Annotated in this window: 23 protein-coding genes and 3 riboswitches; of the genes, 17 read left to right on the forward strand and 6 right to left on the reverse strand. The window is 67.4% G+C overall.

Annotated elements, in window-relative coordinates:
• Window positions 1–9: 9 nt before the first annotated feature.
• A complete protein-coding gene (locus tag FV226_RS16480; RefSeq protein WP_147763752.1) occupies window positions 10–933 on the reverse strand; it encodes a LysR family transcriptional regulator in 924 nt (307 codons plus the stop codon).
• Between the two features lie 98 nt (window positions 934–1031).
• Here FV226_RS16480 and FV226_RS16485 point away from each other — a divergent pair, with 98 nt between their 5' ends.
• From FV226_RS16485 to FV226_RS16500, 4 genes are all read left to right on the forward strand, one after another.
• Window positions 1032–1892: an NAD(P)H-binding protein gene (locus tag FV226_RS16485; RefSeq protein ID WP_147753418.1), complete on the forward strand. Its 861-nt coding sequence runs from the start codon at window positions 1032–1034 to the stop codon at window positions 1890–1892.
• A 37-nt stretch (window positions 1893–1929) separates the two neighbouring features.
• Window positions 1930–2703, forward strand: a complete 774-nt coding sequence (locus tag FV226_RS16490) for an SDR family NAD(P)-dependent oxidoreductase (RefSeq protein WP_147753419.1) — start codon at window positions 1930–1932, stop codon at window positions 2701–2703.
• A gap of 360 nt (window positions 2704–3063) precedes the next feature.
• Window positions 3064–4353 carry an MFS transporter gene (locus tag FV226_RS16495; RefSeq protein ID WP_147763753.1) on the forward strand — a complete coding sequence of 430 codons (1290 nt, stop codon included), beginning with the start codon at window positions 3064–3066 and terminating at the stop codon, window positions 4351–4353.
• A 51-nt stretch (window positions 4354–4404) separates the two neighbouring features.
• Window positions 4405–5088 carry a phosphatase PAP2 family protein gene (locus tag FV226_RS16500; protein WP_246691630.1) on the forward strand — a complete coding sequence of 228 codons (684 nt, stop codon included), beginning with the start codon at window positions 4405–4407 and terminating at the stop codon, window positions 5086–5088.
• A gap of 114 nt (window positions 5089–5202) precedes the next feature.
• Here FV226_RS16500 and FV226_RS16505 read toward each other — a convergent pair whose 3' ends face one another.
• From FV226_RS16505 to FV226_RS16525, 5 genes are all read right to left on the reverse strand, one after another.
• Complete coding sequence (locus tag FV226_RS16505) at window positions 5203–5460, reverse strand: hypothetical protein (protein ID WP_147763755.1); 258 nt, start codon at window positions 5458–5460, stop codon at window positions 5203–5205.
• Complete coding sequence (locus tag FV226_RS16510) at window positions 5460–5732, reverse strand: PepSY domain-containing protein (RefSeq protein ID WP_187277217.1); 273 nt, start codon at window positions 5730–5732, stop codon at window positions 5460–5462. Before FV226_RS16510 ends, FV226_RS16505 begins: the two co-directional genes overlap by 1 nt.
• 77 nt (window positions 5733–5809) lie before the next feature.
• Complete coding sequence (locus tag FV226_RS16515; RefSeq protein ID WP_147763756.1) at window positions 5810–6493, reverse strand: MgtC/SapB family protein; 684 nt, start codon at window positions 6491–6493, stop codon at window positions 5810–5812.
• Between the two features lie 189 nt (window positions 6494–6682).
• Window positions 6683–8098, reverse strand: coding sequence for a phosphatase PAP2 family protein (locus FV226_RS16520; protein ID WP_246691631.1), 1416 nt, complete (start codon window positions 8096–8098; stop codon window positions 6683–6685).
• A 433-nt stretch (window positions 8099–8531) separates the two neighbouring features.
• The gene (locus FV226_RS16525) at window positions 8532–9770 is read right to left on the reverse strand and encodes an MFS transporter (protein ID WP_246691632.1); all 1239 of its coding nucleotides are present in this window, start codon (window positions 9768–9770) and stop codon (window positions 8532–8534) included.
• Window positions 9771–9897: 127 nt separating this feature from the next.
• Between FV226_RS16525 and FV226_RS16530 the strand changes: the two genes are divergently transcribed.
• From FV226_RS16530 to FV226_RS16590, 13 genes are all read left to right on the forward strand, one after another.
• Window positions 9898–10797: a LysR substrate-binding domain-containing protein gene (locus tag FV226_RS16530; RefSeq protein ID WP_147763757.1), complete on the forward strand. Its 900-nt coding sequence runs from the start codon at window positions 9898–9900 to the stop codon at window positions 10795–10797.
• A 431-nt stretch (window positions 10798–11228) separates the two neighbouring features.
• Entirely contained in the window at window positions 11229–11438 is a 210-nt protein-coding gene (locus FV226_RS16535) for a hypothetical protein (protein WP_147763758.1), read from the forward strand.
• Window positions 11439–11780: 342 nt separating this feature from the next.
• Window positions 11781–14000, forward strand: coding sequence for a TonB-dependent siderophore receptor (locus tag FV226_RS16540; protein WP_147763759.1), 2220 nt, complete (start codon window positions 11781–11783; stop codon window positions 13998–14000).
• Window positions 14001–14181: 181 nt separating this feature from the next.
• Window positions 14182–14381: riboswitch (cobalamin riboswitch) on the forward strand.
• A gap of 239 nt (window positions 14382–14620) precedes the next feature.
• A complete protein-coding gene (locus FV226_RS16545) occupies window positions 14621–16651 on the forward strand; it encodes a TonB-dependent receptor (protein WP_246691633.1) in 2031 nt (676 codons plus the stop codon).
• Window positions 16652–16692: 41 nt separating this feature from the next.
• Complete coding sequence (locus FV226_RS16550; protein WP_187278781.1) at window positions 16693–17034, forward strand: hypothetical protein; 342 nt, start codon at window positions 16693–16695, stop codon at window positions 17032–17034.
• A gap of 6 nt (window positions 17035–17040) precedes the next feature.
• Window positions 17041–18105 carry a HoxN/HupN/NixA family nickel/cobalt transporter gene (locus FV226_RS16555; RefSeq protein WP_147763760.1) on the forward strand — a complete coding sequence of 355 codons (1065 nt, stop codon included), beginning with the start codon at window positions 17041–17043 and terminating at the stop codon, window positions 18103–18105.
• A 97-nt stretch (window positions 18106–18202) separates the two neighbouring features.
• Window positions 18203–18415: riboswitch (cobalamin riboswitch) on the forward strand.
• Window positions 18416–18535: 120 nt separating this feature from the next.
• Window positions 18536–20515: a TonB-dependent receptor gene (locus FV226_RS16560; RefSeq protein ID WP_147763761.1), complete on the forward strand. Its 1980-nt coding sequence runs from the start codon at window positions 18536–18538 to the stop codon at window positions 20513–20515.
• A 14-nt stretch (window positions 20516–20529) separates the two neighbouring features.
• Complete coding sequence (locus FV226_RS16565) at window positions 20530–21375, forward strand: ABC transporter substrate-binding protein (RefSeq protein WP_187278783.1); 846 nt, start codon at window positions 20530–20532, stop codon at window positions 21373–21375.
• Window positions 21372–22406, forward strand: coding sequence for an iron ABC transporter permease (locus tag FV226_RS16570; protein ID WP_147763763.1), 1035 nt, complete (start codon window positions 21372–21374; stop codon window positions 22404–22406). The genes FV226_RS16565 and FV226_RS16570 overlap by 4 nt, the downstream gene beginning before the upstream one ends.
• A complete protein-coding gene (locus tag FV226_RS16575) occupies window positions 22403–23221 on the forward strand; it encodes an ABC transporter ATP-binding protein (RefSeq protein ID WP_147763764.1) in 819 nt (272 codons plus the stop codon). The genes FV226_RS16570 and FV226_RS16575 overlap by 4 nt, the downstream gene beginning before the upstream one ends.
• The gene (locus tag FV226_RS16580; RefSeq protein WP_147763765.1) at window positions 23196–24158 is read left to right on the forward strand and encodes a hypothetical protein; all 963 of its coding nucleotides are present in this window, start codon (window positions 23196–23198) and stop codon (window positions 24156–24158) included. The genes FV226_RS16575 and FV226_RS16580 overlap by 26 nt, the downstream gene beginning before the upstream one ends.
• 50 nt (window positions 24159–24208) lie before the next feature.
• Window positions 24209–24703 (forward strand): AAA family ATPase, encoded by a 495-nt coding sequence (locus FV226_RS16585; RefSeq protein ID WP_147763766.1) that lies wholly within the window; start codon window positions 24209–24211, stop codon window positions 24701–24703.
• A gap of 96 nt (window positions 24704–24799) precedes the next feature.
• Window positions 24800–24999, forward strand: a riboswitch (cobalamin riboswitch).
• 109 nt (window positions 25000–25108) lie between these two features.
• A partial coding sequence (locus tag FV226_RS16590) for a TonB-dependent receptor plug domain-containing protein (protein ID WP_348644114.1) occupies window positions 25109–26084 on the forward strand: 976 nt, incomplete at its 3' end.

Consider the following 26084-nt stretch of genomic DNA (forward strand, 5'->3'; position numbering starts at 1 on the left):
ATAGGTCGGTCAGTGAGATATCTCTGCCGACTTGGCCGTCTCGCCGATGAAGGCCAGGAACGCCTGGACCTTGGCGGAGGTGTGCCGCCGGGTCGGGACGTAGGCGTGGAGCGGGAAGCGTTCCCCCGTCCACGCCTCCAGGAGCGGCACCAGGCGACCGTCTTCGATGTAGTCCTTGGCGTACAGCTCCAACGGCTGCGCGATGCCGAGGCCGGACAAGCAGGCCCCGAGCAGCGTCCCGGTATCGTTCACCGTCAACCGACCGCTGCCCCGGACTGCCACGCGCTCCGTGCCGCGGTGGAATTCCCAATCGAAGGGATGTCCGGTGGCGGGGTTCCTGAACTGGATGACGGTATGATCCCCGCCGTCCAGGTCCGAGGGGTGATCGGGTCGGCCATGACGGGCGATATAGTCGGGCGTCGCGCAAGTAAGCACCCGCGTCCGCAAAAGCAGCCGAGCGATCAGCGCAGACGGCTCGGGCTCGCCGAACCGGACGGCGACATCGAAGCCTTCCGCGACGAGGTCGCCCATGCGGTCCCGGACCACCACCTCGACGGAGAGGTCCGGAAATCGCTGCAGGAAATCGCCGAGCCTTCGGGCCAGCACGAAGTGCCCAAAGGCGGCATCGGTGTTGATCCGCAGTTGCCCGCGCACGGCTCGCGCCGATCCCGCGGCCCGGGTGGCGGCATCCTCCAGGCCGTCGAGCAGTGGGCGGACCTCCTCGTAGAAACGGCGGCCCTCGTCGGTCAGGGTCACGGCCCTGGCGGTGCGGTGGAACAGGCGGATGCCGAGACGCCCCTCCAGTCGGGATACCGCCCGGCTAACGCCCGATTGCGACAGGCCGAGCGCCTCGCCGGCCCGGGAAAAGGCCCCGGCCTCGACGATGGCGGCGAGGACGCCGATCCCGCTGAGCACCCGTGCATCGTAGGTCATGATGACGTTTTAGCATCCTCAAGCTGAGGAGAATGCGTTCGCCTCAACACAGCTCGGATGTCAATCCTTTGGCATCGGCGAAGTGTGGAGTGACAGTCATGTACGCGATCACGGGTATCACGGGTCAGGTTGGCGGGGCGGCTGCGAGCAGGCTTCTCGAAGTCGGTGCGCGGGTCCGCGCAATCGTCCGTGATGTTGCGAAGGGTGACCCGTGGGCGGAGCGCGGCTGCGAGGTCGCATTGGCCGAGATGACCGATGCGGACGCCCTGGCGAGCGCGTTCGCTGACGTCGATGCAGTGTTCGTCGTGATCCCGCCGATATTCGACCCGGAGCCGGGTTTTCCCGAGGTTCGAGGTGTCATCGCTGCCCTGAGCCAAGCCCTAACGCAGGCGCGGCCTCGCCGGGTGGTGTGCCTGTCCACCATCGGCGCCCAGGCTGCAGAGCCGAACCTCCTCAGCCAGCTCGGGCTGGTGGAGCGGTCGCTCGCCATGCTCCCGCTGCCGGTCGCGTTTCTCCGCGCGGCCTGGTTCATGGAGAACGCCGCGGGCGACGTCGCTTCCGCGCGCACGGGTCTGATCCCGAGCTACCTACAGCCGCTCGACAAGCCGTTGCCGATGGTCGCGGTGGCCGACATCGGTCGCGTCGCCGCCGAGATGCTTCGAGAGCGGTGGGTCGGTCGCCGCGTGGTCGAACTGGAAGGTCCGGTTCGCGTCCGTCCAAACGAGGTCGCGGCAGCCTTCGCCGCAGCGCTTGGGCATCCCGTGCGCATGGAGGCGGTCCCGCGCGCAGCATGGGAGGCCACGTTCCGGTCGGCGGGTGCCCGCAATCCCGGGCCCAGGGCGCGCATGATCGACGGCTTCAACGCCGGCTGGATCGAGTTCGAGGCCGGCCAAGCCGGTTCGACGAAGGGAGCCACCGGCATCGACGCCGTCGTCCGCCAACTCGTGGCCCGAGCCTGAACGCCAACGTCGGAAACACCCGCAAGTCGGAGGCACCATGGCACGCATCTTCATAACCGGGTCGTCGACCGGGCTGGGCCTCATGGCCGGCCAGCTGATGATCGAGCAGGGGCACGAGGTCGTGCTGCATGGGCGAGACGCGCGCCGGTCGGACACCGCCTTGAGGGAGGCATCGGGCGCCGTCGGAGTCGTGACGGGTGACCTGTCCTTGATGCGCGGGATCAGGGAGGTGGCCGAGCAGGTCAATCGCCTGGGCCGCTTCGATGCCGTGATCCACAATGCCGGTGTCGGCTACCGCGAACCCCGACGGATAGACACCGAGGACGGGCTGCCACACGTGTTCGCGGTCAATACGATGGCGCCCTACCTCCTGACCGTTCTGATTGAGCGTCCCGAGCGACTGGTCTACCTGAGTTCCGGCCTTCATCACGGCGCCGGGGCCGACCTCGACGACCTGCTCTGGAGGAGGCGTCGCTGGCAGGGGTTGGCGGCCTATGCCGAGAGCAAGCTCCACGACGTGTTGTTGGCCTTCGCAGTTGCCCGCCTATGGCCGGACGTGCTGTCGAACGCGCTGGAGCCAGGTTGGGTGGCGACACGAATGGGCGGCGCAGGCGCTTCCGACGACCTTGCCCAAGGACACCTCACGCAGGCGTGGCTCGCCACGGGCGACGACGCTCTCGCGCGCTCGACAGGCCGGTACTTTTATCATCGAGCTACACGAGAGCCCGATCCGGTGACCGCGATCGAAGCGACCCAGGACGCTCTCCTGATCGCGTGCGAGCGCGTTTCCGGCGTCACCTTCCCGCGTTGAGCACTGCGCCGAGCCAACCGGCTCGGCTCATAGAGGGATGCTCAGTGGCGGAACCTTGCCCGGTTCTTTGGCGCAGAGGCGCCTCACAGCGTAGCCGCGATGTTTGCGCCCCGGCTATCGTGTGCGTTCCGGATCGCGGGCGAACGCGGAAACGGCGTCCGCTTCCGGTATTTCTCGCCCCAGAGCGGACTGGCGGAAATCTACCCAACCCGGTCGTTTAGCGGACGGACGGGTCCCGACCCAGTCCGGTCATACCCATAAGATCCAGCGATCCCGCTAAGCGGTCATGCGCAAATAGGGTCAGCCTCCTTCGGCTCAGTCCTGAAACGCCCTAGGTTGGCAGGAAAAGGAGCCGATTGCGTGGGGCAGGACCTGACTGATGAGAACGGGGAGCTGCCGGCTCCCAGCAAGAAATCCGTCCCGAGATCGCTCGACCTGCTCAACCTGTTGCTGATCGACGTGAACGGGGCGATCAAGCCCTACCTCAACGTCTACCTCTACGTGCATCGCGGTTGGGACGACGCCTCGGTCGGGCTGGTGAGCACGGTGGCGGGCATCGTCGGCATCGTTGCGCAGACGCCCATCGGGACTGCGATCGACGCGGTGCGCGACAAGCGCGTGATCCTGCTCGGTGCCCTGGTCGCGCTCTCCCTGGCCACCCTCCTGATCGCGCTCTTTCCAAACTTCTGGCCCGTGCTCGTGGCTTCCTGCGTTCTCGCGGCGGTCGGCGGCATGCTAAGCCCGGCCATCGCGACGCTTACCCTCGGCCTGTTCCCCGCCGGGAAGCTGGCTCGGCGTTTCGGCCGCAACGCCGCCTTGGAGCGTACCGGCAACGTCGCCATCGCCATGTTGATCGGCCTCGTCGGTTGGCTGTTCCCCGACCGGGCAGTCTTTCTCCTGGTGCCGGTCTGCGCAATCGTCTCGGCGGCGGCCCTCTACGCCATCCCGCGTCGGGCGATCAACGCGCGCCGGGCCCGAGGTGGCGGAGAGGGCGAGACGGAGCATGCTCCCGCAGGGTGGCGGTCGCTGCTGACCAGCCGGCGGCTCATGGTCTTCGCCGCATGCGTGGGGCTGTTCCATTTCGCCAACGCGCCGCTCCTGACCCTCGTGGCGCAGCAGATCGGGGAGGCGCGTCCGGACTGGTCGTCCGTCATCGTCTCCGTCTGCATCATCGGCGCGCAGGCGGTGATGGTGCCGATGGGGCTCATCGTCGGCCGTCGCGCCGAACGCTGGGGGCGCAAGCCCCTCCTCGTGATCGGCTTCGCTGCATTGCCCGTGCGGGCCTTGCTCTACCTTGCCTGGCGCGACCCGTTCTGGCTGATCGCTGTCCAGTGCCTCGACGGCGTCGGCGCCGGCCTGCTCAGCGCGATGAAGCCACTGGTGATGGCCGACATCACCCGTGGGACCGGCCGCTACAACGCCGCCCACGGCCTGATCGGCACGGTGCAGGGCGCGGGTGCTTCCCTGTCCTTCGTGATCGCCGGAACCTTGGTGCAGAAGGCGGGGTTCGATGCAGCCTATCTCGCCTGTGCCGCGGCCGCCGCGGTCGCCCTCGCGGTGTTGATCGTACTGATGCCCGAGACCGCCCCTGAGCCGCCTTGCGGCGGGCCGGCGGCGTGGTTTCGGGCGATGCTGCCGGGCAAAGCGTAAGGAGGATCAGTGAGACATCACAATTCTGGAACAGGGCGCCGGCGGGCCGCGATGTTCGCCGTGTTCCTATGTCTCGCGCTGCCTGCGGCCGCCGACACGCTGCACAGCAGCTACGTCGACCCGGCGGCTATGGTGTTGCAACGTGTCCTGCCCCCACCGCCCGAAGCAGGTTCGGAGCCGGCCAAGGCTGATATGCAGGCGGTCGAGGCGGCCGTCGGCGCCCGCACCTCCGAGGATGAGCGACGCATCACGGCGAACCTCCCGTGCACGCTCGACCGCTTCTCCGGTGTTCTTGGTCCGAGCTTCACCGCAGCGACGATGCCGGTCACCGCAGGGCTGATCGAGCGCGTGTTCCAGGACGGCGAGCTGACCGTGCTGGCGGCCAAAGCCGCCATCGCCCGGCCACGCCCCTACACGCTCAAGCCCGATCTCGCCACGTTCGGCCACCGCTCCGCCAGCACGTCCTACCCGAGCGGTCACGCCACGTTCGGATATCTCGCCGCCACCGTCCTCTCGCATCTCGTGCCGGATAAGCGCCAAGCGCTGTTTGCCTTCGCGGCCTCCTACGGGGCCAACCGCATGATCGCCGGAACGCACTTTCCGTCCGATCTCGAAGCGGGGAAGATCACTGCAGCCGTCATCGCGGAGGGGTTGTTCCGCGATCCCCGTTTTCAGCAGGATCTTGCGCAAGCCGCTGCAGAAGTCGCGGCTCAGGGCAGCCCATCAGCCCGCTAATGCAGAGGCCTCGGACCGGCTGCATCACGAAGGCGGCAGACAGGTTGCGGGCTGGTCCCACCGCCTGATCATGGTTCATGCTCTTTCGCCACTCGAAACGGAGCGGCGGTATGCTCATACGAGCCGCAACTCACCCGCCTTGAGGCCCAGGCGTCGGATGAGGTCCCGGTAGAGAGCGCCGACGACTTCGATCCCCATGCCGTCGGTCGTCAGTCCGTTCAGCTGCGCGAGCGCGGCCTCGGCGGAAGCGGCTACCACCGCGTAGATGCGAGGCGCCTCCCGCTTGTGGCGCACGGCGATCAGGTACGCCGTGCGCTTACCTTTCTTGCCGGTCTGGACCTCTCCTGGAGAAGTGGGCGTGGCCTTGTCCATCAGTCCTTGTCGGGCTTTTCCTTGGTGATGGCGCCCGTCTTGGGATCGACGTGGAACTCCATCTTCACGCCGTTCTTCAGGCCTTCGCCTTCCCAGTGTCCGTCATCGGCCTCCAGCTCGGTGATGCTGGAGTAGCCCGCGTCCATCAGCTTCTGCTTGACCTGCTCGGCAGGGATCCAGTCCGCCCCAGGCTTGTCCTCCTTGGCCAGGACAGGACCGGCGAAACCCAGCACCATGGCCAGGGCGAGCGGTGCGAGCGTCCCGAACTTCATTAGCCGTCTCCATTTCTACGATGCCGGACAACGAGCCATATGGAGAGTGGTTGCGCGCCTGCCGGCCTATCGGACGGCTACAGATGACCCTCGACGTTCTCGACGCTGGCAACACCTGGGCGCGCTCGTAGTCCCTGAGCGATCTCCGCCACCGACTGACGAGACAGCCGCGCGAACGAGATCAGGATCTCATCCTGTGCCGGATCGGAGGCACGCTGCACGACGAACTGGCGGATGCGCGAGGCACGCTGTCCTGCGATCCCTTGCAGGGTGTCGAACGTGATCGCACCCGGCTCGGCCAGCACTCGCAGCGGTTGGACACGCTGCCGATTATGGTAGCGCTCCTGAAGGGGTTTCAATCCGGCGAGGATCGCCAGGAGGATGACGGTCGTTGCGATGCCGGCGGCGTACAGGCCGCTGCCGACCGCGAGACCGATGGCAGCGACAGCCCAGAGACTTGCTGCCGTTGTGAGCCCTTTGACGACCTCGCCGCGAAGAAGGATCGTCCCAGCTCCGAGAAACCCCACGCCTGAGACGACCTGCGCTGCGATACGTGATGGATCGAGGACGACGTTGTGCGTGCCAAGCGCATCGCTGAAGCCGAAGGCGGAAACGATGACGATGAGGCAGGCGCCGACCCCGACGAGCATGTGCGTTCGCAGGCCTGCAGCCCAGAGCAATCGCTCGCGCTCAACCCCTATCAGGCCGCTGAGGATGGCGGCGAGCATCAAGCGGCTCAAGATCTCCAGATTGCCGATCATAGCCTCCGTCGCATATGCCTATTGTTCTTCGATAGATCCCGGGCGGGCATCGCACAGCCAAACATGCGAAGGCGGCGCTTCCAGATAGGTGCGACGCCTATACAAAAGTCGCCATCCTTGAGAACGGGCGCATGGCCTGAGCGGTACTGCCAAGAGCAGGCCTCAACGCTGGACTTCGAGAGCCGCGCCTCAACGCGCCGCTTCTGGCGCCCTCCGTTTGGCCGCTAGGGCCGCCGCTTTGCCGGCCGCCGCGTAAAGGTTCAGCCGCGCGTAAACGCCAAAGGCTGAACCGTCGTCCAGGAAGCCGCCGCCGGGGCCCTGCGTCTGGGTCAGGATCGCGTTGGCCTCGTCCAGGCTGAGGGTCGGAAACGCGGCGGTCAGGAGGTTCCCGGCCTCTGGAGCGACGCGCCCAACATCCGCTTGTTCGCTGGCGTTTTGAGAATGCACCACCGGCAGCCCGTAGGTCTGGGTCGCTGCGTACAGGGCCTCGTTGGCGGCGGGATCACGGAACCGCCCCGTATCCGCCGCCGCACAGGCGGCAAGCGTGTCACCGCAGCCGTCCCGTAGGAAAGCGGAGAGGTCAGCGCGGGCTGCGTTGAGCGCGGCTCGGTAGTCGGGGAGTGCCACAGCCGCATTGGTCGAGCGGCTCATCTCGTTGTCCACCGCCGGGTTCCTCCGGATCTGGCCCACATAAGCGGGGTCGTTGGCGAGGAGGTGGGCGACCGCGTGCAAGGCCACCGCCCGACCGCCGATCACGTCCATCGCGTAGTGAGCGCCCAGCACGATGCGGTTGTTGCCGTACTCGGCGGCGCGCGCGATCATCTGCTGATAGCGCTCCGGCACCAGAATCGCGAGGATCAGAGCCTCGGTATAGCCGTAGGTCGTGTGGCCGCTCGGGTAAGAGGGGCTGTCGGTCAAGTTCTGGTTCGGCCCGTGCAGCCAGTCCAGGCTGTGGGAGCCCCTCCCGAAATAGTCGTCGCCGCGATGGGCGAAGAGTTGCGGCAGAGTCTGAAACGGGCGCGCGTTGCCATAGGCGTTGGAGCCTTGGCTGCTGGCTGGGCGCCCGTAAGCCTTGCCGAACGCATCGGCAACGCCCCCACGCTCATTCAGGATGGCTGACGCGGCATCCGAGACGGGCGCCTTGCCGTTCGTCGTGGCGTTGGCGAAGAAAAACTTGCCCGCATTGGAGTCGGATTTGGCGACGTTGTTGGTGTAGCCGAGCAGGTCCGCCACGGACGGCGTCACGTTCGTGAAGGTCTTGGTGTCCGCGTAGCGGGCCTTGGCCTGGTAGACCGCACCGAGCGTACTCCCAAGCCCGTCGGCGAGCTCGGCCGCGTTGCCGTCCGTGATGAAGGCGTCGCGCAGGGCGAGCAAGCGTTGCTTGGGCAGGGGCAGCAGAAGTGGCTGCCGGGCTGCGCCGGACTGGATCTCCCCCGTGACCTTGAGGTTCGCGTCGAGGGCGGCCCGCCCCTCCGGACTGGCCGCCAGGAAACTCACGGGCGCGAGGCCGCGCAAAGCCGTCAGGTTGGTGGCCGACTGCGCCGCCGCCGGGAGGGGCGCCAGAATGAGAAGCGAAAGAGCCCCATTCCTGAGCGTCTTCGACACGGCGTTTCCCCTCATGCTCGGCTGGTGCCCCGACCCTAAAGATCTAAGTGAACGGCTCAGGTCCAGAACCCTGGCGCTTCCTCGTGACAGGATCGAGCGAGAGTGTAGCGCGCGGCTCAAGGCAAGGATCTCCTCCGCGCTTGGCTTCTGTCCGCCCTTCATCCCCAACTCCAGCGGCTTTAGCAGATCCTCTCGATTAGCCTGGTTTGCCGCCATCCGGTCAGGTCACGTGGTTCGATGCGAACCGCGAAAGCACAAAGAAACCGACAATATCCGGCGGCGGCGGCGTAGGCGCGCCGCCAGACGCGCAGTCGCCGCGCCGATGCCACGACTGCCGCCGGTGATCAGCATCACGGGCGCACCTCGTCCGTCTTCGCGCGGCAGGGGCATCCGGCCGGCCGCCATCCGTGGCCTCGGAGGGGTCGGACTGGGGTCATGGTTTCCTCGCGACGTGCGGCGACAGGACGAGCATGATCGGGACGACGGCGAAGGCCGTGGCGGCGGCCGCGACGGCGGCCCAACGTGGTCCAACCGCATCGCCCAGCGGGCCGTAGAGCAGGGGCGTCGCGAGCGCGCTGCCGCCGAGCGTCCAGGTGTAGAAGACTGCGAAGGCGTGCTCGACCCGACCGTGCGGCGCGAGTTCCGGCACGGTACCGTAGAGCACGGAGGATGTACCATTCAGCATTAGGCCGAGGACGGGCAGTACCGCGAGCGCGAGGGTGAGCGGAGACGCAATGACGAGCAGGATTGCGGCCGCCGTGCCCGCCTCGGAGAGGATCACGCAGCGTGTCACACCGAAGCGGTCCCCGAGCCGGCCGAAGATCGCCTTGCCCAGCGCACCGCCGACGGCGGCAAGGCCGAACGCGACGCCCACCGTGGTGAGGGCCGCCCCCTTTTCCTGCAGCAGGAACGGAAGGTAGACGAGAAAGGCCGGGCGGGCGGCGTTGTCGAGGATGCCGACCGCCACGAGGAGTCCGAAGCCGGTCCGGCCGACCGTAGGATCGCCGGGCTCGGCCACTTGTGGGCGCGCTCGCGCTTCCTCGCGCAGGATGGGCTCGCGGGGCAGCAGCGTGGCGACCCCGGCCGCGACGACGGCTCCGAGGCCGGCGGCGAGCCAGAGCACGAAGCGCCAGTCGGCGTGGGTGAGGAGAAGCCCGGCGAGCGCGGGCAACGCCGCTTTTCCGAGATCGCCGGCGAAGTTGTAGGTGCCGAGTGGCCCCCTTGCCCTCGTCCCATAGGTCCGGGCGATCACCGCCGAGGCGAGGGGATGCTGGGTGCTGCTTCCCGCGCCGGAGAGCGCCAGGGCGACGCAGAGGCCGACGAGACCACCCGAGGCGCCAGCCAGCGCATAGCCGCCGGCGCCGAGCAGCGTGCCGAGAACGAGGACGGTTCGCGCGCCGAGCACGTGCGCGAGTGCGGTGGCGGGCATCTGAAGGCTGGCCAGCGCGCCGACATAGAGCGAGCGCACCAGGGCGAGCGCCACGTAGCCGAGGCCGAACTCGGCCTGCCAGACCGGCAGTAGAACGTAGATCAGGTCGGTGTAGCCATCGTGCAGGGCGTGGTTGACGCCGATCGTGGCGAGGATGCGCGTCCGCCGGGACGCGCGGATGTCGGCCGCCCCATCCGTCGGGCCCATGGCCTCCTCGTCGGAACCCGCGATGGTCGTCGGCATCGATCACCCTTCCACGGCTGCCAGCAGCCAATACGGTGACGGCTACACCCGTGATAATCCGGCGATGAGTGTCGTTCGACTCACGCTACCCGTGCGCTAAACTCACGGATGCCAGCCCAGAGGTCCGATGCGTCGTCTTCCACCCCTCCACGCGCTGCGCGTCTTCGAGGTCGCCGCCCGGGCCGGCAGCCACGCCGCCGCGGGGGCCGAACTCGGGCTGACCCACGGGGCCGTCAGCCGTCAGGTCGCCGTGCTGGAGGCGTGGTTCGGCCAGCGCCTGTTCGTACGGGTCGGGCGCAACGTCGTCCCGACGCCCGCGGCCCGGGCCTTCGCGGAAGCGGTCAGCCTCACCTTCGACAGACTCGACGCGGCGGCCGAGATTTGCGGCCGGCCCCTCGCGCCACGGACCCTGCGGGTGAGCACGCCCACGACCTTCGCGATGCGCTGGTTGATCCCGCGCCTGGACAGCTTCCACGCGGCGCGGACGGAGGCCGAGGTCGTCGTCACGACCACCACGACCTTGCACAATGCCCTGCGCGGCGGCTTCGACCTCGCGGTCCGACGCGAGCCGCGCATCGGAACGGGGGCGCATCATCCCTGGGGCGCCTACCGCGCGGTCCCCTTCCTGCGGGAGGCCAACACGCTGGTTGCAAGCCCGTCCCTCCTCGCGGCCCGCCCCCTGCGCACCCCGGACGATCTCGAAGGCGCCACTCTGCTGTCGAGCGAGACGCGCCCGGGCGACTGGAGCGACTGGCTCGCCGCCGCCGGTCTTCCCCCTGATACGGGCAGCCGCCGGACGTTCGACCATTACTTCGTAGCTCTGCAGGCGACGGCGGACGGGCTCGGCTACGGCCTCGGACCCCTGCCCGTCTTGTCCGGCGACCTGGCGGCCGGACGGCTCGTCGCCCCGTTCCCGGAAATCGTCGTCCCGCGCCCCGGCTACGTGGCCCTCGTGCCGAACGATGCGGACAAGACCTCGACCCTGGCGGCATTCGTCGACTGGCTCGTCGCCACGGGCGCGCAATGAGATCGGACGACCATCGGACCGAGCCGGAGACGGCTTCTCTCCATGCGAGAAAGGCATTTGCGTTCGGCGTAATGACCGATGTGTGCGTGAAGTGGCCCCTCGCGTTCCGCGAGCAAACGTCCGCTCTTGCGACCCGGTCTTTCGGAAGCGGACCGACAAAAATCCACCCAACCCGGACGTTGGCCTCTACCTCAACAGCCTAGAAGCGGACCTTCCGAAGGTCGCCAAAGGGTCGAAACCGGACGGCTCTGATGTCAGAGAAACAGTCGGAATTCAGACATATCGTTCAGGTTGCTTTCAACCTATCTAGAAGCCGCACACAGTCTGCAAAAGGCTTCCGGGAACCGTGCCCAGCTCAGCCAGTTGACCCACAGATTATATCTGTTCTAATTCGCAACTGAGGGCGGTCGTTGGCCGCCGGCCCCGTGAGGATGATGACCATGGCGAACGCCCACTGCGACAGCTGCAAGTTCTATGATGAGCACAAGGGCAACAGCGCCCCGGCGGCCGCGGATGCCGGCCTGTGCCGGTTTAACCCGCCGGTCAGCCAGCCGGCGCCGGAGTCCAAAGGCCTGTGGCCGGTTGTCGGCGCCAGCGACTGGTGCGGCCATTTCACGGCCGAGATGACCGCGGCCGAGTAAGGTCGGGTTTCTTCACCTAACGATCAGGGCCAGCCGCGAGGCTGGCCTTTTTCGTTGCCGGCACCGGCTGGAGCAACGAAACGGCAGCCATACCCTCCCCGTGGCCGCTGCCGGCCGTTCCGGCAGACAGGCCCAGTCCGACGACCGGGCAATGCTGATGGCCTGAGCACAAGTGCGCATTGCTATGGCAAATGGAGCGCTCAATAATCCGTAGCTTAGAATTTCTTCAGATTTGAACCGTTGTAAGTGTGTGATCTATAACACGTTTTCGGCTTGCTCAACGATCCGTGACCGCCGATGACACTGGTATTGCGCTAGTCCGAGCGCGCGCCAGCGTGATCCATGTCCCACCGCTTCTCGCTCCTTCCCGTCCTTCTCACCACCACCGTCCTTGTCGGTCCCGTGGTGGCACAAGATGGCACGGTTCAACTCAACGAGATCTCGGTCGATGCAGTGGGGCCCAGCGCTTCCGTCGCGGCATCGGCCGGCTCCGGCGGCCTCAACGTCAGCGCTGGTGACGCTGGCACGGCCGCCACCAGTGGCGGCGGTGGCGGCCCTTCTGGGATCACCGGCTACACGGCCCGTGTCTCCACAGCCGCCACCAAGACCAACACCCCGCTGATCGAGGCCCCGCAGTCGGTCTCGGTGGTGACCCGAGAGCAGCTCAACGACCGCAACGTTCAGAGCTTCACCGACGCGGTCAACTACGTCCCGGGCGCCATATCTTCTCGATCAGGCTTCGATCCACGGTTCGACCAGGTTTTCATCCGCGGCTTCGACGTGCTCACCAACCAGGGCATCTACCGCGACGGCCTGCGCGTGATCGGCAGCGGCTTCGCCTACCCGAAGAGCGAGCCTTACGGCGCGGAGGCGCTCACCATCCTGCGCGGCCCCGCCTCCGGTCTCTATGGCCTAGGCTCGCCAGGCGGCATCCTCGATATCACGAGCAAGCGGCCCGTCTTCGTACCGTTTGGAGAAGTGCAGTTCCAAGCCGGGAGCTTTGGACGCTTCCAGGGCAACTTCGACGTCGGCGGTCCGATCGAGGGTTCAGATGGCACGATGGCCTACCGCCTCACCGGCGTGCGCCGCGAGGCGGGCACCTTCATCGGTCTCGGCACGAACGACGACCAGCTCAACATCGCGCCCGCCTTCACCTGGAAGCCGTCAGCCGATACCACATTCACGTTTCTGAGTGAGTTCCAGGTCACCAACACGCCGGCGGCGACGTTCTTCTACAATGACCCGGGCTTCCGAGTATCCAAGTTCTACCAGGGTGATCCACGCTTCATCGGCCTCGATCAGACCCAGTATCGGGTCGGCTACGCCTTCGAGCATTTCTTCACGCCCGACCTCGTCTTCCGCCAGAATTTTCGCCACTACGGACTGTTCCTTAGCGGGAAGTACGTCGATATCAACAACATCAACGACGCGCGGACGATCGGCACGCGCGACACCGGCTATATCCGCGAGGGTCTGGTGCAGCAGACGCTGGACAACCAGCTGGAAGCACGCTTCGCCACTGGCCCAGTCGCCCACACCGTGGTCGGGGGCGTCGACTACGCCCGGTACAGCCTCAGCCAGCGCCTCGGCTTCGGCCTAGCCCCGGACCTCAACCTCGTCACGCGCAACTACGGCCAGCAGTTCATCGCGACGCCGCCCCTCGGGGCCGCCTCGCGCCAGACCCAGGATCAGGTGGGCGTCTACCTGCAGGACCAGGCCAAGTTCGGCGACTTCATCCTGACCGTAAACGGGCGCCACGACTGGGTCTTCCAGGACAACTACGCGACGCCCGACAGCGCGGTCTCACGCCAGGACAACAGCGCCTTCACCGGCCGCGTCGGCCTCGGGTACGTCCTGGCGCCCGGGCTCGTTCCGTACGCGAGCTATGCCACGACCTTTACCCCGCAGGTCGGCCAGGATCGGAACGGACAAGCGTTCAAGCCGGCCACCGGCGACCAGATCGAGGCGGGCGTGAAGTACCTGATCCCCGGCACCAACATCCAGACGGCGTTCGCCGGGTTCGACATCAACCAGTCGAGCATCCTGATCCCTGACGCGAGCAACATTGCGTTCCAGACGGCTGGCGGCGCCGTACGCTCGAAGGGCTTCGAGGCCGAGGCGACCGCCAATCTCGCGCCCGGTACGAACCTGACCATCGCCTACACGCACGTCGACATCCGGTTCGTGAACTCAACCTCGTTTACCGGCGACTCCCTCAACGGGAACCGCGTCTCCGGCATCCCCAGCGATACCTACGCGTCGTTCCTGACTTATGCCTTCCCGCTATCTTCAGCCCTGCGTGGGCTGCAGTTCGGCGGCGGCATTCGCTACATCGGATCCAGCTACGCGGATGATCAGAACACCGTCCGCAATACCGCCGTGACGCTCTACGACGCCCTCGTTGCCTACGACTTCGCCGCGCTCGATCCGAAGTACAAGGGCTTCCGGGCGCAGATCAACGGCTACAACATCTTCAACCGGAGCTACACGACCTGTTCGTTCGCCTTCTGCAACTTCAACCAGCCAGCGACCGTTATTGGCAGCCTCATCTATCGTTGGTAAGATAGAGAACCTCAGGCCGAAAATCGACTGTCAGAGAGGCTTCGAAGGGTAAGGGGCGGCAGTTGGCTCAATCCCCGGAAGTGGCCATTCGAAAACAGCGAGGCCACGGATCCCATCTGTCACAGCGAGGCCACACAAGCCGCCGATTTTGTTCATGGCGTTGACGAGGCTTGTCAGAGCATCCGATGGTGACAGCGACGGTTCCTTTCCGGAGGATCAAAAGGGAACGCGGTGAGGGCCTTGGCCCGAGGCCGTGGCTGCCCCCGCAACTGTAAGCGGCGAGCCCATCATCAACACGTCACTGGGTCCTCGGGCCTGGGAAGACGATGAGAGGGCGGTGACCCGCGAGCCAGGAGACCTGCCGTCAGTCGTGGTCACACGCGAAACGCATCGGGCGGGGTGTCCTGGTGGGTGTCGAGGCGTTCGGCTGTCCTAACGGCAGGCAAGCGCCCAGGCCTCGTTCGCGGTGACGTGCCACAGACGTCGCCCGAGGCCCCGTGTCCGCCATTCGCTTTTCTTCGAGCCTACGCACCATCCTGCTCGCCACCTATGCCGGCATCCTGTCGCACGCGGCCCTATCGCAACCGGCGCTGAACCTCGCAGAGGCCAATCTCGACGAGATCTCGGTCACGGCCGAGACGACCACACCGGTCGCGAACAGTGCCGGGCCAGCAGCCAGCGCCGGCTACGTCGGCGGCACCACCGGCGTCGGCGGCACCCTGCGTACGGTGAATTCGGCCAGCGCCGGGACGATCTCAGGCGCCGAGATCAACAGCCGCCCGATCACCCGCCCGGGCGAGGTGCTGGAGTCGGTGCCGGGCCTGATCGTCACGCAGCACTCGGGCGAGGGCAAAGCCAACCAGTTCTTCCTGCGCGGCTTCAACCTCGACCACGGCACCGACATCGCGATCGACGTCGACGGGATGCCCGTGAACATGCGCACCCACGCCCACGGCCAGGGCTACGCCGACATCAACTTCCTGATCCCCGAGCTCGTCGGCGCGGTGGAGTTCCACAAGGGGCCGTACTTCGTGCGCGACGGCGACTTCGCCTCGGCCGGCTCGGTGCGGATCGACTACCTCGACACCGTCGCGAAGTCCGTCGCGCTGACCTCGTTCGGCTCCTTCGGCTACGCGCGGGCGCTGACCATCGCCTCGGCGCCGCTCGGCCAGGGCAACCTGCTGGTGGCCGGCGAGGCGCAAGTCTACGACGGCCCCTGGGACGTACCGGACGCGCTTCGCAAGGTGAACGGCGTCGTGCGCTACAGCCAGGGCACGGCGCTCGACGGGTTCTCGGTTACCGGCATGGCCTATGCCAGCCGCTGGACCGCGACCAACCAGATCGCCTCACGTGCGGTCTCGGAAGGCCTGATCGGCCGTTTCGGCACCCTGAACCCCACCGACGGCGGAGACTCGTCGCGCTTCTCGCTCTCGGGCCGCTGGAGCATGACCGACGACACCGGCATCACGCGGGCCTCGGCCTACGTGATCCGCCAGCAGCTCAACCTGTTCAACGACTTCACCTACTTCCTCAACGACCCGGTCGCCGGCGACCAGTTCCACCAGCTCGACCAGCGCATCCTCGGGGGCGGCGAAGTGAGCCACGTCTTCCAGGGCGCGCTGTTCGGGTTGCCGATGGAGAACGAGGTCGGCGTGCAGACCCGCACCGATTCGATCCGGGTCGGGCTGTTCAACACCACGAACCGCCAGTTCCGCTCCGGCGTCCTCGACGACCGGGTGCTGGAGGCGAGCGGAGCGTTCTACTACGACAACCGCGTGCGCTGGACCGACTGGCTGCGCACCAGCGTGGGCTTCCGCGCCGACGCCTACTACGCCGACGTGGTCTCCGATACGGCGGCTAATAGCGGGAAGGCGCGGGACGGCATCGTCAACCCGAAGCTCGGGCTGGTGCTGGGGCCGTGGGCCGACACCGAGCTCTACCTGAACTACGGCGGCGGCTTCCACTCGAACGACGTGCGCGGCGTCACCGCGACGATCGACCCGACGAGTTCGCTGTTCAACACGACACGCTCGCCCTTCCTGGTGCCCTCGACCGGGTACGAGGTCGGCATCCGCAACCGCAGCATCGCCGGGCTGGAGACGGCGGTCGCGCTGTTCCGCCTCGACTTCGCGTCGGAGAACCTGTTCCAGGGCGACACCGGCACCACGGAGCCGAGCCGCCCGAGCCGCCGCTTCGGCGTCGAGTGGACCAACCGCTATGCGGTGACGCCCTGGCTGAAGCTGGAGGGCGACCTCACCGTCACCAACGCCCGCTTCTCGGACGTGAACACAGTCGGCAACCGCATCCCCGAGGCGCCGACCACGATCGCGTCGGCCGGGTTCACCTTCGGCGAGGGCCTCGGCTGGTTCGGGTCGATGCGGCTGCGCTACTTCGGCCCGCGCCCGCTGATCGAGGACAATTCCGTGCGCTCGAAGCCGACGGCGCTCCTCAACGGCCGCGTCGGCTACAATTTCGACAACGGCTTGAGCCTGTCGCTTGACGTATTGAACCTCACCAACGCCAAGTCGGACCAGATCACCTACTACTACGTCTCGCGCCTGCCCGGCGAAGGGGCGGACGGCGTCGCCGACAAACACTTCCACCCCGTGGAGCCGACTGCCGTGCGACTGACGCTGGCCGGGCGATTCTGATGCTGGGCGCCGGCACGTACGATGTATCGCGGGAGCTGCGAATGTCGGTGAAGTTGGTGTCCCCCGTCGATGCCGTTCGCTCAAAGCGCTGCGGCGATGCCGGGCGTCGCGCCGCGACGGCACGGTCGCAGCGCTACCTCGCTGGCATCGAGCCTTTGCTTGACGCCATCATCCACGATCAGGGGCGTACCGCCCGGGCCGTCGCAACCGAGTTGACGCGCCGCGCCGTGCGAAAACCGCGCGGCGGGGTGATCTGGACATCGGCGGACGCGCAGAGGCTTCTGCGTCGATTGAGCGTCGACACGAAGGCACATCGTCCTGACGGGCGGATGAGCAGGAAGGCCGAGCCTCGCCGCCACGGGGCGCTTGGTTCGGGTGGATGAGGTTGCATGGAAAATAGCGTCCTATCCAACGGCAACGCATCCCGCGTCGTGCGGCGGCGTATCGGCCTGCTCTACCTCGTCTTGATTGCCGCCAATGTCGCGGTCTGGCTCTGGGCCTACAGCCTGTTCGCAGGGCAGCCTGCGCTGCTTTCGACCGCGCTGCTGGCCTACGTCTTCGGGCTGCGCCATGCGGTCGATCCCGACCACATCGCCGCAATAGATAACGTCACCCGTAAGCTGATGCAGGCGGGCCAACGACCGGTCTTGGTCGGCTTCTGGTTCGCGCTGGGGCATTCCACGGTCGTGGTCGCCGCCGCCGCCGCGGTGGCGCTTGCTGCGACCAGCCTGATCACGGCTTCGGAAGGCTACCGTGAAATCGGCGGCCTGATCGGAACCGGTGTCTCCGCGGCTTTCCTGATCCTGATCGGCTTGGTCAACCTCGTCGTCCTCGCGGGCGTTTGGCGCGCGTTTCGCCAGATGCGTCGCACAAGCCGTTACGTCGAAGCCGACTTCGACGTGCTGCTCGCCAACCAGGGCGTTCTGGCCCGCATCCTACGGCCCTTGTTCCGCCTCGTGACGCGCTCCTGGCACATGTACCCGCTGGGCCTGCTCTTCGCGCTCGGCTTCGACACCGCCACGGAAGTGAGCCTCTTCGGGCTGTCGGCCTCTCAGGCGAGCAAGGGTGCCGACCTCTGGGTGATCCTGGTCTTCCCGGCCTTGTTCACCGCGGGAATGGCCCTTGTCGACGCAACCGATGGTGTGCTGATGCTCGGCGCCTACAGCTGGGCCTACGTCCAGCCCATCAGGAAGCTGTTCTACAACCTCACCATCACCCTGGTCTCGGTGGCGGTCGCGCTGGTCATCGGAACGCTAGAGGCGCTGAACCTGCTGGCGGACAAGCTCAACCTTCAGGGCTGGTTCTGGCAGCGGCTGGCCGCGATTAGCGACAATTCCGGAGTCCTCGGGTTCGGCATCGTGGGCCTTTTCGCGACTGCGTGGCTTCTGTCGTTCCTCATCTATCGCCTCGGCAAGTTCGACCGAATCGATGTCAGACCGGCGGACGTTCCGTGATCGTCTCCGGAAGTCTCTCAAGCCAGCGCCCGGCTTGTCTAAAACCTCACATGCTGGAACAACCTGTTTCCGAATGTTGACGCAAGGAAGCGTTACAGCCTAGCTTAAGCCCGACGGTTCCCTTCGGGGATCAAAAGGGAACGCGGTGAGGATGAGGTCCGAAAGGACAGGTCCGAAGCCGCGGCTGCCCCCGCAACTGTAAGCGGCGAGCCCATCATCAACACGTCACTGGGTGCCTCGGCACCTGGGAAGACGATGAGAGGGCGGTGACCCGCGAGCCAGGAGACCTGCCGTCAGTCGTGGTCACACGCGAAACACATCGGGCGGGGTGTCCTGATGGGTGTCGAGGCGTTCGGCTGTCCTAACGGCAGGCAAGCGCCCGGGCCTCGTTCGCGGTGACGTGCCACAGACGTCGCCCGAGGCTTGTCCCGTGTCCTTCCCCTCCCGATCCGCGTGCCTGCGCACGCTCGCGCTCGCCTGCGCCTCCCTTCCCGGTCCTGTGCTCGCGCAGCAGACCGCCGCCCCCTTCGCCGACGTCCCGCGCGGGGCCGAGGCGGCCGTCACGCTCTCCGAGCTTTCCGTTTCCGCCACCGGCGTACCGACGCCCGTCGACCAGGTCGGATCGAGCGTGACGGTGCTCACCGCCGCTACGCTGGAGGCCCAGCAGCGCCGCACCGTCCCGGATGCCCTCCAGCAGGTGCCGGGCCTCAACGTCGTGCAGACCGGTGGACCCGGGGGCCAGACCTCGGTGTTCATCCGCGGCTCGAACTCGAACCACGTGAAGGTGCTTATCGACGGCATCGACGCGACCGACCCTTCGAACCCGAACGGCTCCTTCGACTTCGGGCAGCTCCTGACCGACGACCTCTCCCGCATCGAGGTGCTCAGGGGTCCCCAGAGCGGCCTCTACGGCAGCGACGCCATCGGAGGCGCGATCTCCTTCACGACGAAGCGTGGCGAGGGACCGGCCAGGGCCACCGCGCGGATCGAGGGCGGCTCGTTCGGGACCTTCAACCAGAGCGGCCGGGTCAGCGGGTCGGAAAACGGCTTCGACTACTCGGTGTCGATCCAGCATCTCCGGGCTGCCGCAACGCCTGTGACGCCGCCCAACCTCGTCGCCCCAGGAGCGACGACCCGCCCGAACTACTACGACAACGAGACCGTCTCGGCGAAGTTCGGCTACCAGTTCACCGACACGTTCCGGATCAACTCGATCACGCGGTTCATCAACTCGAAGCTGCTCTTCAGCGGCGACGACTACGGCACCTTCCCGGTGACGCTGGGCGGCCTGCGCAGCCAGGCGGACGTGCAGCAAGTCTTCACTCGCAACGAGGCCGAGTGGACGCCGTTCGCCGGTTTCCACAACGTCTTCGCGATCAACTACTCGAACCTCTACAACCGCCAGGTCCAGAACGCGTACGACCCGTTCAACCCGCTCCCGACCGCCGGCCTCGGCGAGCGCACGCGGTACGAGTACCGCGGCGACTACCAGCTTTCGCCCGGCAACCTCGTTCTGTTCGGCGCGCAGCGTGACGACGAGAGCCTGTCGACCACCGATCCGAACCCGTTCGGTTCCGGCAACCTGCGGGCCAGGAACGGCAATACCGCCGGCTACGGTGAGATACAGCTGACGCCATTCGACCGTGCCTCTTTCGTCGCCAACGTCCGCCACGACGAGAACGACGCCTTCGGACCGGCCACCACGTTTCGCGTCGCCCCGAGCTACATCCTGCCGTTCACCGACACGCGGATCAAAGGCAGCGTCGGCACCGGCTTCAAGGCGCCGACCCTGAGCCAGCTGTTCCAGAGCTTCCCGGCGTTCAACTTCTTCGCCAACCCCAACCTCAAGCCGGAAGAGAGCCTCGGCTACGATGCCGGCTTCGAACAGCCGCTCGGCGAGCGCGTTCTCGTCGGCGCGACCTATTACGCCAACGACTTCAAGAACCTGATCACCACCAACGCCAGCTTCACCTCGAACGAGAACGTCGGGCGAGCCGAATCCTACGGGGCCGAGGCCTTCGTTGCGGTCCGGTTCACCGACACGCTCTCGGGCCGGGTCGACTACACCAACACCGTGACCAAGAATGAGATCACCAACCAGGAGCTCCTGCGCCGGCCTCGCCACAAGGGCAGCGCCACCGCTCAGTGGACGCCGATCCCCGGCCTGAGCTTCAGCGGGACGGTGATCGTGCTTGGCCACTTCGTAGACGGAAACCGAGACTTCTCGATCCAGAGTCTGAAGAACCCGGGCTTCACCCTGGTCAACCTCGCGGTCAACTACGACGTGAACGAGACGGTGAGTGTGTTCGGCCGGATCGATAACCTGTTCGACCGCCGCTACGAGAACCCCACCGGCTTCCTCGGGCCGGGCCTCGCCGTGTACGGCGGCGTCCGCGTGACGACGTTCTGAGGATTGCGATGTCGATGCGATTGACGCTGGCTGCGCTAGCGATTGCGGTCTGGCTTGGTCTGTCAGGTGCGGGGTGGGCGGCAGACGAGCCGGCGCATCCGGTCCACGTCGTCTCGATGAACCTCTGCGCCGACGAGCTGGTCCTGCGGCTCGCAAACCGCGACCAGGTCACCGCCGTGACGTATCTGGCCCATGACCCGCGCGGCTCCACCGTCGCGCGGGAGGCCACCGGCATCGCGGTGACCCGTGGCCTCTCGGAGGAGATCGTCGCGCTCCGGCCCGACCTCGTCGTTGCCGGCGCCTTCACGACACGGACCACGGTGGGCCTGCTCAAGCGCGTCGGCTTCCCCCTTCTCGAACTCGGCGTACCCAACGACTTCGAGGGGGTGCGGGCCCAGATCCGGACCGTCGCCGCGGCCCTCGGGCACCCGGCGCGCGGCGAGGCGATGGTCGCGGACCTCGACGCGCGGCTGGCCCGGGTGATGCCGGCGGCCAAACCCTTGCGGGCCCTCGTGATGCGTCCGAACGCCTTCACGGTGGCACCCGGCAGCCTCGGCGACGCGGTGATCCGCGCCGCCGGCCTCGCCAACGTCGCCGCCGAACTCGGTCGCGACCGGTTCGGGCAGGTCCCGCTGGAAGCGGCGGCCTTGGCCGGCGCCGACCTCATCGTCCTCGACGAGGGGGAGCCCGGCGCGCCGTCGCTGGCCGATGCACTGCTGCATCATCCCGTCCTCGACGCGCTACGCCGGCAGGGGCGTACCGTCTCGATTCCGAACCGGCTCTGGAGCTGTCCAGGTCCGCAGGTCGCCGAGGTCGTGGCCTTGCTCGCTGCGGCGGCACACCAACGAGCGGCACGATGAACGCTCCCCTCCCGCCTCCCATGTGGGTCGACCGGGCGGTCGTCGGACCCCGCGCGGTCGTCTGGATATTCGGCCTGCTTGTGCTCGTCCTGACTGTCGCGTCCATCGCGGTCGGGTATGCCCCCTTCGACGTCCCAGCGGCGGCTAGCGACCTCATCGCCGGACGGGCGACCCTCCCGGCGCTGGTGTTCTGGGAACTGCGCCTACCTCGTGCCTTGCTCGGCAGCCTTGTCGGCTTCAGCCTTGGGCTCACCGGAGCGGCGATGCAGGGCTACCTGCGCAACCCGCTCGCTGATCCCGGCATCCTCGGCATCTCCTCCGCGGCGGCCCTTGGGGCCGTGGTGGTTTTCTATGGCGGCTTCGCAGCCTCGCTTAGCCTGGCCCTCCCGCTCGGCGGGATCGCCGGCGCCGCGGTGGCGGCGCTCGCCCTGAACCTCGTCGCCGCCAGAGGCGGCACCACCCTGGGATTGATCCTCGCCGGCGTCGCCCTGTCGAGCCTCGCCGGCGCCATGACGGCGCTGGCGCTCAACCTGTCGCCCAATCCCTACGCGGCCCTGGAGATCGTGTTCTGGCTGATGGGGTCGCTCGCGGACCGCAGCATGGACCATGTCTGGCTTTGCCTGCCGTTGATGGCGGTCGGCTGGGGCCTGATGCTGTCCACCGGCCGCGCGCTCGATGCCCTGACACTGGGCGAGGACACGGCCGCGAGTCTCGGCTTCCATCTGGTCTCGGTGCGCCTGCGCCTCGTGACGGGCGCGGCGCTGGCCGTGGGCAGCGGCGTCGCCGTCAGCGGCGCCATCGGCTTCGTCGGCCTCGTGGTGCCGCACCTTGTAAGACCTCTGATCGGCTCACGTCCCGGCGCCAGCCTGTGGCCGAGTGGCCTCGCTGGGGCCGCCCTGGTGCTGGCGGCGGACTTGGGCGTTCGTCTCCTGGCGACGCGCCCGGAACTCAAGCTGGGTGTGGTGACTGCGCTCGTTGGGGCACCGTTCCTGATCGTGCTCCTCCTGCGTGAGCGAGGGCGCGGCGCATGAGCCTCGCGACCGCAGCCCTCGATGTCCGCCTCGGCGGCCGTGCCATCCTCTCGGATGTCACCCTGTCCCTGGAACGCGGGGCCCTCGTCGGTCTGGTCGGTCCGAACGGCGCTGGCAAGACTACCCTCCTGCGCACCCTTGCGGGCTTGGTCGCCCCGACCAAGGGCCGCGTAAATCTCGACGGTATGCCGCTCAAGGGCATCTCCCGCGAGGTGCGTGCCAAACGCATCGCGGTCCTTTTCCAGAGCGCGGGGGCCGGTTGGCCGATGCAGGTGCGTGACCTCGTCGCCCTCGGCAGGCTGCCGCATCGACGCGCGTTCGGTGGCCTCAATAGCGCCGATCATGCCGCAATAAACCGAGCGATGGCACGGACCGATGTCGCGCGCTTCGCCGAGCGGACCGAACCGACCCTGTCCACGGGCGAGCGGATGCGCGTGCTGCTGGCGCGGGCGCTCGCCGTCGAAGCGGAGTGGTTGTTGGCCGACGAACCGATCACCGCCCTCGACCCGGCCCACCAGCTCGATGCCATGACGCTGTTGCGGAGCGTGGCCCTGGCCGGCACCGGCGTCGTCGCTGTTCTGCACGATTTGACCCTCGCCGCACGGTTCTGCGACCGGATCGTGGTTCTGGGTGCGGGACGCCTCGTCGCCGACGGACGCCCGGACGTCGCCCTGACGGACCGGCTGCTCGCTGATGCGTTCGGTGTCACGGCGTGCCGTGGGGCCGGACCGGACGGAACCGCCTATATCCTGCCCTGGAGCCGTTCAGGGCCACATACGGAGGACATCGATGCAGCCTTCCCCCACCAGCCCTGATGCTGTCGTAGCCCTCCTGCGCGAGGCATTGGCCGATCCGGGCACGGCCTGGAGCCTCGGCAGCTTTGGTGCCATCGCCGAGTTCATGCGCGATCCGGACGAGCCTGTCCTGGCCCTCCCTGACGATCGCCTGGGACTTGCGACCGCGCGCGGGGCCATCGCCCTGACCCCGAGTTCCGACCTGAGGCCAATCGCCTACGAGTCCGCGGTGGCCTCGGGCTGGAACCACGCGGTCGCGCTTTGCCTGCCGGAAGCGACATGCACGATGAACCGGAGGACCGTGGTGACGGAACTCGGGCCCGACCGGAACGCCGCCCGGGTCGAGGATCGCGACGGCATCCTGTTCGACCTCGGCCTCGGCCTGCTCGCCGTGGATGCCTGTGTGCGGGTGCGCGATCCGGAGGCCGTCGAGCGGCTGCGGGCCGGCGTCGGCATGCCGTTGTTCGACCACGCCAACCCCATCGGGCCGCACCTCGTCGCCATGAGCCCGCACCGGGTGTTCTTGGCGCGGGTCGGACGCGTCGAGGTCTATGCCCCGATCCCCGGGTCCGGCGGTACCAGTCCTGAAGGTCCGCACACGCACGTACTGCCGAAGCTCCTGCGCAGCGGTCGGACCCATGCCGCCACGACCCCGATCCCGGCGGGTTGGGTCCCCTGCGCCGGCCTGCACCCGGCGCACCCCTACAAGGACATGATGGGCGAACGCATCGTCTTCGACGCCGGACGCTACGAAGCGTTCCAGGAGATGCTCGACCATTGGGGTGATCCGGAACTCGTGGCGATCAAGCACGGCGGGCCCGAGGCGCCCGGCGGCACGGTGTCGACCCGCCACGCCCAGGGCGCACGCCGGGTCGCCGAGGCCCAGGCTCGTTACCTGCGGGGCGAGATCATTGAGGCCACAGCAGGCGACGACGAGGATGCGGAGGCGACAGCCTGACCGTGACCCGGACGGTGGCCGGCAGGAATCGTCCGGGGGCACCCCAGAGGGTGATCGGCCTGATCGGCTGCCCGGGCGCGGGGAAGACGACCTACGCTCGCCGCTTCGGACCTCTCGACGGCTGGGTCCACCTCACCCTCGACGACTTCCGGCAAACACTCTGGCCGCCGCACCGGCAGGTCTACTGGGAACTCAGGCAGGGCTCACTTGACGATGCGGCCCGGGACCTCCTGCACCGGGTCAAGGAAGCAGCCCTTGATGTCGCCCTGACAAACGGCTTCAGCGTGGTGATGGCGGACACACATCTCACCAGACCCGTGTTCGAGCGCGAGCTTGGGATCGTCGCCCGACACGGGCTCACCGTGGAGTGGAAAGTGTTCGACGTGCCGTGGGAGGTCCTGAAAGCCCGCAACGCGGAGCGTGGTCGGGTGGACCCGTCGCATCGCCAGCCGGATGAGGTCCTCCGGTTCACCTACGAGGTTTTCCAATCCCCGGACGCTTGGTGGCGTAGCTTGCCGCCGGAGCAGGTCGAGGTCCTGAGCTGACGGACGGAGTGCGCGATCCGCCTTCCCAAGTGTTGCCGGCAGGGCATAACCCTTCGTGCATTGCACTTGGTCCGTTGACGGGCATGGGCGTCGGCATGTTAGCTCGGCCGTGACGGTTCCTCCCCGGAGGATCAAAAGGGAACGCGGTGCGGGGGTAGCCCCAACGCCGCGGCTGCCCCCGCAACTGTAAGCGGCGAGCCCTTCGCCACCGACGTCACTGAGCGACCTCGCTCGGGAAGACGGTGAAGGGCAGTGACCCGCGAGCCAGGAGACCTGCCGTCAGTCGTGGTCACACGCGAGACACGCTGGGCGGGGTGCCCCGGCGGGTGCAGAAGCATGCGCGTTGCGCGTGGTTCGGCCTCGTTCGCGGTGACGTGCCACTGCCGTCGCCCGAGGCCCATCAACGTGTCCCGTTCACCGTCCATCCCGCTGTTGTCCGTGCTGGCCCTGTCCTGCGCGAGCCCCACCGCCGTCGCCGCCCAGGGGGCGCCCTCGGGCGAGACCGCCGTGGTGCTCGACGCGCTCTCGGTCGAGGGTACCCTTACCGCCATGCCGACCTACCGGGTGCCCGAGCTCTACAGCGGCACCAAGACGGTGACGCCGCGCCGCGACCTGCCGCAGCAGGTCGACGTGGTGCCCCGGGAGGTTCTGGTCGACACCGCCGCGACCCGGGTCGAGCGCGCCCTCGACTACGTGCCCGGGGTCGGCAAACAGAACGATTTTGGCGCCCAGAACCTCGCCCTGTACTCGGTGCGCGGCTTCGCAACCCAGGACATTTTCCAGAATGGGTTCAACATCGCCCGCGGCTACAACGGCGCCCCCGACACCCAGAACGTCCAGTCCATCGAGGTCCTGAAGGGCCCGGCCGGAGCCCTCTACGGACGCAGCGATCCGGGGGGCACCGTCAACATCCTCACCAAGCAGCCCGTAGCGCGCCCCTTCGTCGAGATGGGCACGCTGTTCGGCAGCTTCGGCACCGCCCGCACCACGGTCGATGCCGGCGGTGCGCTGAGCGAGGACGGCAGCGTGCTCTATCGCTTCAACGGCGCGCTCGCCCGCCAGGACAGCTTTCGAGATTTCGTCGACGGCGACCGGGTGCTCCTGGCGCCGGTGGTGAGCTGGCAGGTCACCCCCGACACCAAGATCACGTTCGAGGCGCAGTACCTGCGCAACCGCCAGACCTTCGACCGCGGCACCGTCGCGGTGAACAACCGCCTCGGCCTCGTCCCGCGCTCACGCTTCTTCGGCGAGCCGGGCGACGATTCCGTGTCGGAGGCCGGGATCCTGCAGGTCCGGTTGGAGCACGCCTTCAACACCGACTGGCATTTGCGGGTCGCCACGCACCTCAACACCGGTAGCCTCACCGGCCTGCAGACCGGCG

Origin of the sequence: Methylobacterium sp. WL12 (assembly GCF_008039475.1) — a bacterium.
In the GTDB taxonomy this organism is placed as follows: Bacteria; Pseudomonadota; Alphaproteobacteria; order Rhizobiales; family Beijerinckiaceae; genus Methylobacterium; species Methylobacterium cerastii.

Excerpts from the sequence above, each read along its gene's own strand:
- FV226_RS16530 (WP_147763757.1), top strand. The coding sequence starts at position 9,898 with ATGCGTCGTCTTCCACCCCTCCACGCGCTGCGCGTCTTCGAGGTCGCC.
- FV226_RS16565 (WP_187278783.1), top strand. The coding sequence starts at position 20,530 with ATGCGATTGACGCTGGCTGCGCTAGCGATTGCGGTCTGGCTTGGTCTG.
- FV226_RS16480 (WP_147763752.1), bottom strand. The coding sequence starts at position 933 with ATGACCTACGATGCACGGGTGCTCAGCGGGATCGGCGTCCTCGCCGCC.
- FV226_RS16570 (WP_147763763.1), top strand. The coding sequence starts at position 21,372 with ATGAACGCTCCCCTCCCGCCTCCCATGTGGGTCGACCGGGCGGTCGTC.
- FV226_RS16510 (WP_187277217.1), bottom strand. The coding sequence starts at position 5,732 with ATGAAGTTCGGGACGCTCGCACCGCTCGCCCTGGCCATGGTGCTGGGT.
- FV226_RS16535 (WP_147763758.1), top strand. The coding sequence starts at position 11,229 with ATGATGACCATGGCGAACGCCCACTGCGACAGCTGCAAGTTCTATGAT.
- FV226_RS16525 (WP_246691632.1), bottom strand. The coding sequence starts at position 9,770 with ATGCCGACGACCATCGCGGGTTCCGACGAGGAGGCCATGGGCCCGACG.
- FV226_RS16490 (WP_147753419.1), top strand. The coding sequence starts at position 1,930 with ATGGCACGCATCTTCATAACCGGGTCGTCGACCGGGCTGGGCCTCATG.
- FV226_RS16485 (WP_147753418.1), top strand. The coding sequence starts at position 1,032 with ATGTACGCGATCACGGGTATCACGGGTCAGGTTGGCGGGGCGGCTGCG.
- FV226_RS16575 (WP_147763764.1), top strand. The coding sequence starts at position 22,403 with ATGAGCCTCGCGACCGCAGCCCTCGATGTCCGCCTCGGCGGCCGTGCC.
- FV226_RS16515 (WP_147763756.1), bottom strand. The coding sequence starts at position 6,493 with ATGATCGGCAATCTGGAGATCTTGAGCCGCTTGATGCTCGCCGCCATC.
- FV226_RS16540 (WP_147763759.1), top strand. The coding sequence starts at position 11,781 with ATGTCCCACCGCTTCTCGCTCCTTCCCGTCCTTCTCACCACCACCGTC.
- FV226_RS16580 (WP_147763765.1), top strand. The coding sequence starts at position 23,196 with ATGCAGCCTTCCCCCACCAGCCCTGATGCTGTCGTAGCCCTCCTGCGC.
- FV226_RS16505 (WP_147763755.1), bottom strand. The coding sequence starts at position 5,460 with ATGGACAAGGCCACGCCCACTTCTCCAGGAGAGGTCCAGACCGGCAAG.
- FV226_RS16500 (WP_246691630.1), top strand. The coding sequence starts at position 4,405 with ATGTTCGCCGTGTTCCTATGTCTCGCGCTGCCTGCGGCCGCCGACACG.
- FV226_RS16550 (WP_187278781.1), top strand. The coding sequence starts at position 16,693 with ATGTCGGTGAAGTTGGTGTCCCCCGTCGATGCCGTTCGCTCAAAGCGC.
- FV226_RS16555 (WP_147763760.1), top strand. The coding sequence starts at position 17,041 with ATGGAAAATAGCGTCCTATCCAACGGCAACGCATCCCGCGTCGTGCGG.